This window comes from Umezakia ovalisporum Ak1311, assembly GCF_029891685.1.
Taxonomy (GTDB): Bacteria; Cyanobacteriota; Cyanobacteriia; order Cyanobacteriales; family Nostocaceae; genus Umezakia; species Umezakia ovalisporum.
Genome location: NZ_JANQDJ010000007.1, coordinates 49699 through 63455, shown reverse-complemented (window position 1 = coordinate 63455; position 13757 = coordinate 49699). Strand labels below are relative to the sequence as shown.

Sequence of the window (13757 nt, the reverse complement as noted above, 5' to 3'; positions counted from 1 at the left end):
CTACCTTCAAGCTTGTATGTGTCAACAAATCAGTTATGTTCATTGGATGGAAGATATTATGAGATGTTGACATTTTCACCTTTGATAGGACTACTATATCTAACTATGTAAAGTTTTGTAACGACATTCAACATTTCTGATCCCCAAGAACTCATTGCTATATCTACGCCCTTGATTAAGTTGCTACCTATACTGCAACAAACTCCGCGATTGTTTGTCCTTGACTGTAATCAGGTAAGTGGAATTGTTACCTGTGGGGATTTGCAGAAAGCACCAGCCCGAATGTTGCTGTTTGGCTTAGTGACTCTCTTGGAAATGAATTTATTACGCTTGGTGCGGCTTTACTATCCCCAAGATTCTTGGCAAAAAGTCCTCAAACCTGAACGATTAAAAATTGCACAACAACTGTGGCGAGAAAGTCAACAAAGAAATGAAGCTACAAATCTATCAGATTATCTTCAGTTTTGTGATAAACGAGAGTTGGTTTTAAATCAACCCCAACTTATTCAAAAACTGGGGTTGAGGTCAAAACGGTTTGGTGAACGCTTTTTGAAATCTGCTGAACAACTGCGAAACCGATTGGCTCATTCCCAAAATTTAGTCAGTGGTTCTTCTTGGAGTGAGTTGATTGCTCTGGCTGAGGCCATGGAAATGCTGTTAGTTCGTTGTGAAGAAGTGGAGTGATGAGGATTGGGGTTGTTGATTTTTAGGGAAATTCTTTTAACAGTCTCTCTACACTAGCGTTGTGATCCAAGAAAGAAAACAAGTGTCTGTAAAGTAATTTACCTTCTTGATCTAAAACAAACTGCCCTGGTAAAGGCGCTCCTAAAGCTTGTCCTACTTTGTATTTCTGAAACACTCGACAAGTAGGATCACTTAGTAATGGCATTTGTAAACCTAAATCTTTGACGACTATTTGACTTTGCTTGGCATCAGTGCTGGTAATCATTAACACTTCGATGCCACGACTCCTAAATTTTCCGTAGTTCTCATTTAAAGCTTTGATATGAGGATAACAAAAGGGACAATATTGCTTTTCTGTAAAGATGCGAGTAAAGGACAGTAATACTGGTTGCTTACCTTGATAATTTGATAGTTTTGCCACTGTGCCATTAGTAATATCTGGCAGTTGAAAATCCGGTGTTTCTACTTTGAGTAGTAGCTCATTTGTAGCGGGGATGGGTAGAAAATTACGGAAAAAGCGTTCATTTACTAAGCCACTGAAATCAGTAGAAGTCAACATGATTTTTTAACCATTTACATATTAAATGATGTTGCGTGGAAACTCTCTAGATTCTTGCTTATATATAAAAAAATTTAAATTTAAAACCACAGACAGTAGGCAATTATTGCCTACTATCTTCAGTTTTTGCTGTGTAACCTGCCGGGAAAATCTAGACAGCAGAGAAGTAAACTTTGGATTTCACAGGGTCAGGAACCATTGTTTGATCGCCAGGTTGCCAACCAGCTGGGCAAACTTCATCGGGGTGGGATTGAACATACTGAATTGCTTGCAATGTCCGCAGGGTTTCGTCAACGCTGCGACCAAATGCAAGGTTATTAACTGTAGAGTGCTGGACCACACCATCTTTATCAATGATGAACAGACCGCGTAAGGCAATACCTGCTGCTGGGTCAAGAACGTTGTAAGCAGCACTGACTTCTTTTTTGATGTCGGAAACAAGGGGATAATTAAGATCGCCTACACCACCAGATTTGCGATCAGTTTGGATCCAAGCTAGGTGAGAAAATTCACTATCAACGGAAACACCGAGAATTTCAGTGTTAATTTTCTTAAATTCTTCGTAGCGATCGCTAAATGCTGTGATCTCTGTGGGGCAAACAAAGGTAAAGTCTAAGGGGTAGAAAAACAGAACGACATACTTTCCGCGATAGTCGGAAAGTTTAATTGTCTTAAATTCTTGATCTACTACAGCTGTGGCCGTAAATTCAGGAGCCTGTTGACCAACCCGGAGGCATCCTTCTGCTGCATAAGTGAGGGACATTCAGTTTATTCTCCTTGGACTTATATACGTATAATAGCTTTGGAATTTGGGTCAGTGAAGACTCACCCGTTTACACTCTTACAGTTTAATTACAAACTGTTACGACTATATCATAGTCATAACGATTTTGGGTAACTAATGCGTGATTTAGATAAAAGAGAATGGTTGTTGACTAATGGCTTGGGCAGCTTTGCCAGTGGAACGATTTCTGATGTACGCACTCGTACCTATCATGGTTGGCTATTTGCGGCAACTCATCCGCCTGCTGGTCGTAGTTTGGTGTTTTCTCACCTGGAAGCTAGTTTGGAAGTATCAGGAGAGGTGACAGCACTGGGGACGAATTTTTGGAAAAATGAGCAAATTTCCCCCCAAGGCTACAAACTCTTGCACTCTTTTGATATTAACCCAGTCCCGAAATGGATTTGGGGAAAAGATAACTGGCAGCTAAACAGGCAATTGCTGATGCCCCACGGGTGGAAAGATGGGGAACAAGACATGATACCGTCTTGTTTACATCGGTTGTTGATCCAGTATGGCTATGAAGGCAGTGAACCAGGGATTCTCCGGCTGCGCTTGCTGATAGGCGATCGCGATTTTCACCACCAGCAAAAAGCTAGTTCCGGCTTAGAATTTTTACAGTCAATCGGTGAAAATTACGTTTGTCTCCAACCAATATTGTCCGGAAAATTTGGTACACCTTGGCATTTACGTTGGACCCAAGGGAAATATCAAACAGACCCAGTTTGGTATTGGGATTATGAATTACCAGCAGAAAAAGCCAGAGGATTAGGCCATCGCGAAGACCTCTACAGCCCTGGTTACTTGACAGTTCAACTTCAGCCAGGAGATACAGTTACCCTAAAAGCACAGACTGGTTTTGCCGACCCACTCCATGTGCTGAAGTCAGAAGTTTTTGCCGAGGCTGTGCAAGCAGAGCAACAAAGGTTATCCCAGATTTTAGGGTGGGGGGCAAATAAATCTTCTTCATCCCCAATTTGGCAGCAATTATTAAAAGCCAGCGATCAGTTTATCGTTTATCGAGCCTCCATAGCCGGGCCTACAGTGATTGCTGGCTATCACTGGTTCAATGACTGGGGACGTGATACCTTAATTGCTTTACCAGGTTTAGCCTTAGTAACAGGACGCTTTGAACTGGCAAAAGGGCTATTACAAACTTTTGGGCGTTATTGTCGCCACGGTTTGATTCCTAATGTTTTTCCTGATGGGAGTGGCGAACCTTATTACAACAGTATTGACGCGGTTTTATGGTGGATTGAAACTTTAGGACTGTATTTGGAAGCTACCCAAGACTGGCAATTTTTGGCAGCACAGTTTCCTGTTGTGCAGCAAATCCACAAAGCGTTTATGGGGGGTACACTTTACAATATCCAAGTTGATGCTACTGATGGACTAGTTAGTTGGGATGTGAGCGGTGTGGCTCTCACTTGGATGGATGTAGTAATTGGCGGAAAACCCGTCACTCCACGCAATGGTAAACCAGTAGAAATCAATGCCCTGTGGTATTCGGCTTTATGTTGGATGAGTCAATGGGCAGAATGCTTGAGCAAAATGGATTTGGGCGATTCAGCCCGTCTGTCTAAGCAAGCCCAGCGTTATACTCAGCAAGGGGAACAAGTGAAATTTTCTCTACAAAAGTTCTGGAATCCAGAGTCTGGTTATCTCTACGACACCATAGAACCCGATGATCGCCGTAATGCCCAAATTCGTCCTAATGCGGTTCTGGCATTGTCGCTGCATCATTGCGGGTTTTCACAACACCAAGGGCAAGCAATAGTTGATTTAGCAACTGCCCGTTTACTCACCCCTTACGGTCTTCGCAGTCTCGATGCAACTGACCCTGATTATATAGGCAAATACACAGGGGACTCACAACAACGCGATCGCTCCTACCACCAGGGTACTGTTTGGGCTTGGCTCATTGGTCCCTTTACCCGTGCTTGGCAACGTTTTTACCCCCAACGACCTTTACCTTTTAATTGGCAACCACTGCTGGATCATTTTCTTTCTGATGCCTGTATTCACTCAATTTCCGAAATTTTTGATGGAGATGAGCCTCATGAACCCAAGGGGGCCATCGCTCAAGCTTGGTCAGTTGCTGAGGTAATTAGGCATTTGTGAGGGATAATTTATATTTTTTATTTCTCAAAAAAGACACAGTAAATCCAAGTAAAATTACAGTGATACCGTATAAAACCCTGAATTAAGTGAACTAGCATATACCCGATGTAATTAGCTAACGTTATGTTTTTCCAGCAATGGCAAAAATTCTACTGTTTAAAGTTATCGCCATTATTTTTCACAGTAATCATGATCAAAAGTCCATTACGTTAGCCAGGCGGTAAGTCCAGAGCCATTAAGGAAATAGCCGCATACTTACCACATAGCTTTTCGGAGTTTTGAGAACCTCTTGTGGGTGGCGGTTCTGTATTTATTTACTTAAAGCAAAAATTTCCTAACCTGAAAATCTGAACCAATGATTTAAACCGCGAATTATTCCTGTTTTGGAAGTATAGTCAATCTCATCTACCCCAGCTAGTAGAACAAGTCCGCCGTATTAAAGATAAATATCGAGATGGGAAAATACTATTTGCGGAATTAACTCGTATAGATATCAATAATTTATCTGATTCTGAGAGAGCAGTACGCTTTTTTATCCTCAATAGAATTACTTTTTCTGGCACCGTGGAATCTGGCGGATTTTCAAACCAAGCTTTTCATAAACGCTTTACTTACTCATCCATAGACCGCCTAGAGAAATTAGCAAAAATTTTAACCAGTGACATCACAATTACTAATTTAGATTATAGTGAGATATTACACCCAGAGGGTGCCAATGTATTTATATTTTTAGACCTGCCTTATTTTGCTGCCACTAAATCTAGGTTGTATGGTAAAGACGGTGATTTGCACACATCCTTCCATCATCAAAGGTTTGCTGAATTAGTGAGAGAATGTCACCATAGTTGGTTAATAACTTATGATGATTCACCTATAATTAGAGAAAATTTTCCACCCGCTCACGTTTGTGAGTGGGAATTGCAGTATGGTATGAATAACTATAAACAAGGTGGTGCGGCAAAAGGTAAAGAGTTATTCATCGGCAATTATGAAAAAGGAAATTAACTAGCTGCTGATTTGCTAATTTTCCCTAATTACCCGACTTCTTCAAGCAGTGGGGGAACTTTGTAATAAGAAAAAAGCCCGGTTGTTATCACCGAGCTTGTAGTTATCAAAATCTATCACAGGAGGTAAAACAATTAAATTTAATGTTTTTGCATCAGCTTTTGTGCTGACATTTTTATAATTTATAAGGTTTACAGCAGATTTCGTTCTTATAAAGTACAAATTATAATCATGAAACTTTTGTGGGGTGGGCATCTTGCCTGCCAATAATGTATATCACCACACCGGAAAGTGCTGTATTATTCTGTAAATTCCTTTTTATCACTAAATAATTAATGATTACCGTTAATGATGTTGGCAGGGTAAATATTGAGGTTGATTTAGAATTGCTGTAGTTCTTTTTCTTTGAGTATTTTACCCATCTTCTGATATTCACGGCGTACGGCTTGCATTAAGTGGGTCATTTCAATTTGATTGTTATCATCAGCTGCTAAAAAGGCGGCAGTTAAGGCAATATTACGAATATTTGCTCCTGTAAGTTCAAAATTACGCGCTAGAAAATTTAAGTCTATTTCAGGACTACAAGGTGTAGTTTTGGGAAATATTTTCTGCCAAATCTGGTGTCGTTGCTTTTCATTGGGAAACGGGAAATCAATGATAAATCGCAGTCGTCGCACAAAAGCGTCATCCATATTCATACGCAGATTGGTTGTCAGAATGGTTATTCCTTCGTACTCTTCCATTTTCTGCAATAAATAACTGATTTCTAAGTTAGCATAACGGTCATGGGCATCTTTTACTTCACTGCGCTTACCAAATAGGGCATCTGCTTCATCAAATAAAAGAATAGCATTGGCGTAGGTAGCAGCAGTAAAAATCTGATTGAGGTTCTTTTCTGTTTCCCCAATATATTTACTCACAATTTGGGACAGGTCAATTTTATATAAATCAAGTTGTAATTCTTGGGCGATGATTTCCGCCGCCATGGTTTTACCTGTTCCTGGGGTTCCAGAAAACATGACATTTAACCCCCTACCCTGGGATAATTTACTGGCAAAACCCCACTTTTCCCACACTAAATGCTGATGCTTGACTTGATTACAAATTTCCCTTAATAAATTATTTTGATTATCTGGTAATACAATATCCTCCCAAGTATACTTGGGTTGAATTTGACGGGCTAGACCGCCTAAATCTTGCCCTGATAAGCTTCTGACAGCAGTAAATAAATCCGTTAATGTTATCAGTTGTTGTTGACTAGATTTTCTGTCACCAAACCCTGATACTGTAGTTTTCCAGGCCACTTGATGAGTTGCAGTGGCAACAGCATTGGCAATTTGTTCAGAAGTAAGACGAAAGCGATCGCTCAAACTATCTAATTCCATATCATCCAGGGCAATATCTGCGGATTGTAAGTAATTTTGCCAATAAAAACGGCGCTGTTCAAAATTTGGCATCAAAAAGGGAATTGTAATGGCTGATATTGCTGTATTTGCCGTATTTACCCCAGGTTTAATATCCCCTAGTATAGTAACTATAGGATATGCTTTTAACTCCTGGATAAAACTGTCATATAAAAGAGCATTTTCTTTAGTTTGCAAAACATCTAAATCTTCTATATACAGCAGAGAATTTTTAAACCTAGCTTCCCGGAATAATAATTTTGTATTCGTTTCAAATTCCCCTTTATTATCGACAATCCGCCCCAATACTGCAATTAACAAAGGTACTCCCAATGATTGGGCGATGGCTTCAGCAGTGTGACGTTTCCCAGATTTATCCTCACCTGGAAAATATAAATTGAGGGGTTTACCTGCTTGCCAATTAGCGGTGATGATAGCGAGTAGACCTTGCTTAAATTCTGGTTTTAAAGGTAATTTATCTAAATTAAATTTAGGGGTAATTAGTTGACAAAAGCCCACAAGTCTGCTATCAATTCCCTGTTCTCCTAATAATATTTGAATAACTTGGGCATCGAGTTTAAGATTATAAGCTAGTAGGGGAGGATCTGTTTGGTGAGATTCTGGGTAAAGGTGGAGTAAATCATGAGTAATTAGGGGCGCACTAGCACTAAAATGAACCCGGCGGGATAATTTCTCTATGGCTGAACTACACAGTAAATTCAGGGCTAAATCTACCGTGGGGCGTTTACAGCGGATATCATCTTGGAGATAGGCGTAAAGTCTTTCATAGCGGCGGTCTAGTTCTGGAGCCAGTGCGATCGCGATAATATTGATATCAAAATCTGATAAATTAAAATTATCCTGTAGCCAGGCTAACCCAGAATTTTCCTGAATCCTATCAGTAAAAAATTCTTTAACCGCAGGTTCTTTAATTGTCAATATTGGTATTCCCGGTTCTCTGTCCAGCAACCTTTGCACTTGTGCGTCATTGATTTGTATTCCCTGATATGGGTTATTAGCTGCCTCTGAACCATAAGCAAATTCCGCGGATGCTATAGCATTTTCTAGCAGTTGATCCAATTTCTGTAGAAGTAGCAGTAGTTGATTATAGTTCCCAATATGCCCGGGTAATGTACTTTCAATCAACATGAGAGTATTTAACAATTGCAAAATATTAATAGCATTTTCATAAAATAAGGTATGGAGAATGAAGAGTAAATTATTCCCCATACTTGATGATAATCAAGGGAATTATTGAACCTTACATGGTAATTTTTGTTGATTGCAGAATGGCATTAAATATTGGTAAATATTTTTCTGCTAATGGTTTTAAAGTTGCCGCATTGATGAGGTAAAAACTAGAATCATTTAATTTGATTAAAGATTGTAGTTGGGAGAGCCGCAACCCGGTATTTTCTTCCGTCCACTCGTAGTGTCTCACATAGGCGGGGTGATCTGCTATTGGAGAATTTTCTTGGCTGATGAGTTGAAATTCATTATAATCCTGTGCCATTTCTTCTAGAGATTCTTCAATCAATGTTTCAAACCAACCAGGATTATTGTTATCAGGTTCTCCTAGTCTGTAACTCATTGTAGAACGATACTCATCGAAATAATCTTCAAAACCCGTTTCTGGTTCGCCAAAGATTCTAAATTGCAATTCACTAATAATTTCTCCACTCCAGTTTTCAGGTACAGAAATAGATATTCCTATTTCCTCATTTAAATAAGTTACCATTGGGGGTAATTCTGCCATGTTTTTCTGCTTTTGATGATAAAAATTTTTGGTTTATCAAACTAAGAAGGGGGATAATTTTGAGCCATTTCCCCCTTTGAAAGGAAACTAAAATTCAGACATCATTCCTCAGATTCAGATTCGCTATTTTTTCCAGATTGATAGATGGATTTACCTATTTTGTATATTTTTTTACCTTTATCATACACCTTGTTAGCGACTCTTTGTCCTTTAGCTGAAAGACGGGCGAATATTTTCTTCTTGACCTTATCTTTAACCTTGCTAGCAATAGCCTTACCAATTCCTTTGACATCGACCTCGATATCACCATCGACACCACCACCAATACCCAGAGTGGTGCTCAAACCACCGCTTAACTTCAGCTTACCGTCCTTAAATTCAAAAGTACCCTCTACCTTACCGCCGATACCTGCTTGCGCCTCTACCTCACCGGAAAGTTTCACTAAAACTTTACCTTTGTATGACAGGGACTTACTACCTTTAGCAGAAGCTCTAGCTCCAGCAAAGGCTTCCAGCTTAACTGATGAACTTATTCCTTTTTTGGAAATGCTGAAATTGCTATCAGCTTTTGCTTCAGCACCCGCAAAAGCTTCACCTGATAACTCAGCAGCTACTTTTAAATTACCGATTTCACCACTTAACTCTATTTCTATATTGCCTTCAACCCCTGCTTTAGCTTCAGCTTCACCAGATAGTTCTAAACCTATCAAAGCTCCCAGTTTAGCCTCACCTTTGGCTGCGCCCTTAATACCCATAAAGGTACTGAGCTTGGCTTTAAAATCTCCTTTGAACTGACCAATTATTGCTTGATGTTCCGTAGAAAGTTCAGCACTTAAGCCGATACTGCTAGATACTTGAGCGATCGCCGAAAAGCCATTGACGATATCCATGACTACTTTAAATTCGGCTTCATTTTGTATTCCTATACTTTTTTTCAGAGAAGTTTCGGAACTATAATTGAGTATATCTGATTCTATTTTAGTTTTCTTAGTAGATTCACCAAAAAAACCTATTTGCTGCATGACTTTTACAGCTTTTTCGATTTGTTCTGGAGATGCTTTATTAATTTTTTCAATTTCTTTTTCTATCCCTTTAGTAATTTTTTCCTCTCTCTCTGTGGTCTTTGTTGTGCCGTTTCTTTCTGAAATTACCTTACTTTTATCTTCCGTAGTTTTTTTCTGAATTATACCCTGTCTTTGCACCAATCCATTATTTTGCTGTACGACGTGGGTTAATTCATGGGCAATTAATTCCTGTCCCTGCTGACTACTAGGTTGATATTCTCCCTGGCGAAAGAAGATATCTTTACCTGTGGTAAATGCTTTAGCTTGTAGAGATTGACTGAATTGATGGGCTTGACTGTCTTTGTGAACACGAACTTGCCTAAAGTCAGCATTAAATGCCTGTTCTAAAGGTTGCTGTAAATTTTGAGGTAGGGATTCCCCTTTCCCTCTTGCTTTTTGGATAGATGCTTCTACATCAGACTGTACCATTGTCTGTGTGGGGTGAGGTACAGACTTACGCATCAATTTTTGGCTGCGAATAGCCTCAACTTCTGGGTGAGGTAATGGCTGGGAACCAGGCTGATTTATCTGCTTAACGACTTGTACCGCTACTTGATCAGCTTCTTGTTCGTATTTATCACCGGCTTGATGAATTCTGAGTTTTGTCTGTACCACATTACCCTGTCTATTACTTGTCAATTCATGGGATAAACCCCGAAATAAGGGGCGACGTTGAATTGATGAGTTATCTGGTAGTTGATGCGGCGAACTTGGGGAGGAAATGAGCTGACCTAGGGCTCTGTTACCAAATATCTCTTGCAGTTCTTCTGCTGGATGGATATCGCGGTTATTGTGAGATGGGCTTGGCTGTTGAGTGGTGGGTTTGGTCTTTTTGGTTTGGCTTTTTCGCAAATTACCCATAATATTAGCCTCTACTTTGTTCATGACAGGTGTGGATGTGAATAATGCTGATGAGATTGTCGATTTTGTCAGCAATAAATTGAGAAAAATTCGACTGGATGCTGCACTTAATGGTTATGGAAATGACAGCAAATAATGGTTTGAGAGAGAAGTGATATTAGTTAATTTATCCGAATTGTCGGTAATTAAGGTGAATATTAACTTTTATGTTCCTTTGACACGAAAGTTAGTAGTGATGAAACTCCCAGTCCCAGAATATTGGGGTGTGGGGTCCGGAACAGGTCCGCCGGGTGTGGGTTGCTGTGCAGGAACAACAACTTGAAATTTAGCTTTAAATGTACTTCCTTTGAGTAAAACGGGTTTGCTGTTACATTTGGTTCTCAGGGCTTTTTGATTGGGGGCGAGGGAGTCTATGGAAAGGATTCCTACGCCGGGAATGGGATGGGAGGGGGTCATATAGGGACAACCGGGAACGATGACGCTTTTTTCATCCCCATCAACACACACCATTTTTTTGTTAATCATGTTTTTACTCGACCCCACTATATTACCAGGAATTACGGTGACAATTGCTTGTCCAAATGGGGGGTTAAACATGGCGATGTCGCCTGTGGTTAAAATATAGTCTGACATAATAATTGGGATAAAAAAATTAATTAATGTTCATCAATCTACCCAAGCTTCTTCTTTAATTGCGGCATCCTTGAGCATTTGGGGGGTAACTCTACCAATGATGGTGTTACCTTGTACTCGTCCGTTATTGTTTAACCGACAAATTTCCAGTACATTCACCCTGGGACTCAAATTAAACTCTTGTTCTACAATGACTTGAGAAACCGGTTGTTGATTGAGATTAAAGTTGATTTTGATGGTGATTTTACCTGACACTGGACAGTCATTAACGTTAGATAAGACGACATAAAACCCTTTGGGATTCTCCAAAAAACGCTGATAGCTAACTTGGTGTGTCCCCCGTATTCCTTGGGCGGAAAATTCTAAGTTAGGCATTAAGGGTCTAAAGGTGGAAGTACAAGATTGAATTCTTAATGTTAAAAGTCTGGCTATTTTTTCTCCTGCGGTTTCTGCTACTCCTGTAAGTTCGACAATTGTTTCTATTTCTATTTTCTTTTTGGCTGGAGAATCAAATAATTTAAAGCGATAAATTCTTTCTAACCATTGGGAGTTATGAACCAGTCGCATGGTTGCGCCGATTTTAGTCCCGATCAATGTATTACCAATTTTGTTTTCTTGATGGCGACGGTAAATTTTTAATTGGGTCTGTTCAGCGTTTGTGGGAATTTGCAAGGATGCACCCACTTGGTTACCTAAGCGAGTATTACCTTCCATGCTGTGCCATAATGGTCTGGGTTTGTAAATTCTTAGCCTGGCATCATGGACTAAACGCATGGTTTCACCGACTCTCGCACCCAGGCGAGTATTACCGTCTATCGGTGTGATTTGGGGCTGATGAATGTTTAAGGGGGGGTCTTGATGGAGATGTAAGGTTTGTTCTGGTTCTGAGTCCAGGCGAGTATTTCCCGGCATTAATTCTAATTGATTCAGGGGGCGATAAATTCTTAAGTTAGGTTCTAAGTCAAAGGGTAGGGAATCAAAGATAATGTGGGAATATTGTTGCCGGTTGAGATGAAAGTTAACTTGAACGGTAATTTTACCTGTGAGTTGTTCACTGCTTAAATTAGATAGGGCAATAAAAAAACCATCAGGATTGCCAATAAATTGTTCATAAAATACAGTTTGTCTGACATCAGGCCCCATCTGGCTGCCATTGGGTTCTAGGGGTAAGTTTTTTCCCTGAATACGAATTAATATTTCTTTTTCTAGGGGATGTTCTGGCGGGTAATTATCGAGTTGAATCCTGGCCTGAATTTGAAATTTTTGTTCTGGGGGTGCATCAAATAAAATAAAGGGGTAACAACCTCCCCATGCTTGGGTAATTTGCATGGTGAGTGTTAAGATTCTTAAAGCATAATAAGTATGGGCGGGTTTTTCTTGGTCAATAATTCCTTTAGAAATGCGGAATTCTCGCCAATATCTCTCTGGGTCAATAACTTGATTGCTGGGTAAGGCCAGTTGAACTTGAAAATAATGGGGTTTGTTGTCAAATTCAAATATAGAAATTGTCCGTTGGGGATAAGTCAAACCGAAACTTTCTAAATAAATTTGCAGCATATTTTTCATGCCGCTAACTGTTCCCCGAAATTTGTACAGGGGAACTATCTTACTAATAAATTGGCGTTTGGTTTTCTCATCCCAATCATCCCGCAAACTTAAAGCTACCCATCCGGCTAACCAGGGTAAAAATTCCGCTGGGGTTTGTTGGGGGTCAAAATAGGTGTGAATTTGATCAATCAGGGTTTCTAAACCCCAGGGGGAGGCTGTATTTTTGTCAACAATTTGGGGTGTAAAATCTGTTTCTTCCTCATTAAATCCACTGAGAATATTTTCAAAGGCGAGTAAAAATCTACCTAAAAAGGGATCTGTTTCCAGATAAGCTGGTAGATATTCTAAATAACTACTTAGTCGTTCTTTTTCCATTTGTCTCCTAAACGTTGCATTGTGGTAATTTCACCAATCTCTAGTGTGACTAATTCATTTTCTTGTAAGGAAATGGCGGTGAGTTGATTTTGGGCGTTTATTTGCCGTCGATGTGCTTCAAATTCGCTGATGTGAATTTGTTCTACATAATCAACTCCTGGTAAATGATCAAATAATTCATAAAGTTCAGAAACATAAATATCTCTGCCAAAGGGATAACCTTGATTATGCCAATATTCTGCACAGGGGAAAGGATTAAAGAAACCTGTGAGTCGGTGTTTGGCTTCTGTTTGCACTGCCTGATATGAGGCACTATCATGTAAATATAAGGTCACCGCAACTTTAATGTTGACATAGTTGGGTTCGACTATGTGCAGACGGGTGCTAATTAGTCTTCTTTGATCAAGAAAATTTTTAATTGTTTTTTTAATAATTTCTGTGTCTGGAGTCTGGATTTTGGGTAAGACGACTAAGGTAATATGTGCTTCTACTAGCTGGTTAATGTCTGCATTTTCCAAGTCTCTTTCTGGTAAACAATTTACCCGCGCCATGATCGCAGCTTCTCCCCAGCATGCGGCTGTTTTGGTTTGCAACCAGTCAAATAAGATGATTTGCTCAAAGTCTGTGGCGGTGACGGCTCGGTAACGTTGCCGTATTTGTACTAGTGTTTTCTGAATTTCTGCTTGTAAAATGGCATTCTGTTGACTGGTTGATTTTGCTGCTTGTAATTTGTAAGGTTCTCCTTGAAGTAGTGTTAAAAAGGCGGATTGGTTGCGATTGGTAATTTGATTGGTGCGATATAACACCATTTCTGTTAACCAGGCGAATAATTCAATCAGGATAATTCCTGTATCTGAGGGGTTGTGATCTGTCCATTCGGGGGCTTCACTGGGAATGAGGCCAATGGCTTCTTGTACTAGGTCGGTATAGGTGCGATCGTCCAGGTTGGGTAAGGGTAATGTCATGG

9 protein-coding genes and 2 pseudogenes are annotated in these 13757 nt (G+C 39.9%); 3 read left to right on the top strand and 8 right to left on the bottom strand.

Going from position 1 to position 13757, the window contains the following annotated elements; genetic code table 11:
- Positions 1-141: 141 nt before the first annotated feature.
- Positions 142-684, top strand: a pseudogene (locus tag NWP25_RS01085) (hypothetical protein); the annotation flags it as partial.
- 22 nt (positions 685-706) lie between these two features.
- Here the strand turns inward: NWP25_RS01085 and NWP25_RS01080 are convergent.
- Both NWP25_RS01080 and NWP25_RS01075 read right to left on the bottom strand, forming a co-directional pair.
- Positions 707-1243, bottom strand: a complete 537-nt coding sequence (locus NWP25_RS01080; RefSeq protein ID WP_280652600.1) for a peroxiredoxin family protein — start codon at positions 1241-1243, stop codon at positions 707-709.
- A 151-nt stretch (positions 1244-1394) separates the two neighbouring features.
- Entirely contained in the window at positions 1395-2006 is a 612-nt protein-coding gene (locus tag NWP25_RS01075; protein ID WP_280652599.1) for a peroxiredoxin, read from the bottom strand.
- Positions 2007-2144: 138 nt separating this feature from the next.
- Between NWP25_RS01075 and NWP25_RS01070 the strand changes: the two genes are divergently transcribed.
- A complete protein-coding gene (locus tag NWP25_RS01070; protein ID WP_280652598.1) occupies positions 2145-4145 on the top strand; it encodes an amylo-alpha-1,6-glucosidase in 2001 nt (666 codons plus the stop codon).
- Between the two features lie 234 nt (positions 4146-4379).
- Positions 4380-5150: pseudogene (locus NWP25_RS01065) on the top strand (DNA adenine methylase).
- Between the two features lie 380 nt (positions 5151-5530).
- Here NWP25_RS01065 and NWP25_RS01060 read toward each other — a convergent pair.
- The 6 genes from NWP25_RS01060 to NWP25_RS01035 all read right to left on the bottom strand — a co-directional run bounded on the left by NWP25_RS01060 (position 5531) and on the right by NWP25_RS01035 (position 13755).
- Positions 5531-7702: an AAA family ATPase gene (locus tag NWP25_RS01060; protein WP_280698706.1), complete on the bottom strand. Its 2172-nt coding sequence runs from the start codon at positions 7700-7702 to the stop codon at positions 5531-5533.
- Between the two features lie 112 nt (positions 7703-7814).
- Entirely contained in the window at positions 7815-8309 is a 495-nt protein-coding gene (locus NWP25_RS01055) for a DcrB-related protein (RefSeq protein ID WP_280652596.1), read from the bottom strand.
- Positions 8310-8410: 101 nt separating this feature from the next.
- Positions 8411-10258 carry an eCIS core domain-containing protein gene (locus NWP25_RS01050; protein WP_280652595.1) on the bottom strand — a complete coding sequence of 616 codons (1848 nt, stop codon included), beginning with the start codon at positions 10256-10258 and terminating at the stop codon, positions 8411-8413.
- A 180-nt stretch (positions 10259-10438) separates the two neighbouring features.
- Positions 10439-10867, bottom strand: a complete 429-nt coding sequence (locus NWP25_RS01045; protein WP_271733416.1) for a hypothetical protein — start codon at positions 10865-10867, stop codon at positions 10439-10441.
- Positions 10868-10900: 33 nt separating this feature from the next.
- Entirely contained in the window at positions 10901-12790 is a 1890-nt protein-coding gene (locus NWP25_RS01040; RefSeq protein WP_280652594.1) for a phage tail protein, read from the bottom strand.
- Positions 12772-13755, bottom strand: a complete 984-nt coding sequence (locus tag NWP25_RS01035) for a baseplate J/gp47 family protein (protein ID WP_280698705.1) — start codon at positions 13753-13755, stop codon at positions 12772-12774. The genes NWP25_RS01040 and NWP25_RS01035 overlap by 19 nt, the downstream gene beginning before the upstream one ends.
- Positions 13756-13757: the final 2 nt, after the last annotated feature.

Excerpts from the sequence above, each read along its gene's own strand:
- NWP25_RS01080 (WP_280652600.1), bottom strand. The coding sequence starts at position 1,243 with ATGTTGACTTCTACTGATTTCAGTGGCTTAGTAAATGAACGCTTTTTC.
- NWP25_RS01075 (WP_280652599.1), bottom strand. The coding sequence starts at position 2,006 with ATGTCCCTCACTTATGCAGCAGAAGGATGCCTCCGGGTTGGTCAACAG.
- NWP25_RS01070 (WP_280652598.1), top strand. The coding sequence starts at position 2,145 with ATGCGTGATTTAGATAAAAGAGAATGGTTGTTGACTAATGGCTTGGGC.
- NWP25_RS01060 (WP_280698706.1), bottom strand. The coding sequence starts at position 7,702 with ATGTTGATTGAAAGTACATTACCCGGGCATATTGGGAACTATAATCAA.
- NWP25_RS01055 (WP_280652596.1), bottom strand. The coding sequence starts at position 8,309 with ATGGCAGAATTACCCCCAATGGTAACTTATTTAAATGAGGAAATAGGA.
- NWP25_RS01050 (WP_280652595.1), bottom strand. The coding sequence starts at position 10,258 with ATGAACAAAGTAGAGGCTAATATTATGGGTAATTTGCGAAAAAGCCAA.
- NWP25_RS01045 (WP_271733416.1), bottom strand. The coding sequence starts at position 10,867 with ATGTCAGACTATATTTTAACCACAGGCGACATCGCCATGTTTAACCCC.
- NWP25_RS01040 (WP_280652594.1), bottom strand. The coding sequence starts at position 12,790 with ATGGAAAAAGAACGACTAAGTAGTTATTTAGAATATCTACCAGCTTAT.
- NWP25_RS01035 (WP_280698705.1), bottom strand. The coding sequence starts at position 13,755 with ATGACATTACCCTTACCCAACCTGGACGATCGCACCTATACCGACCTA.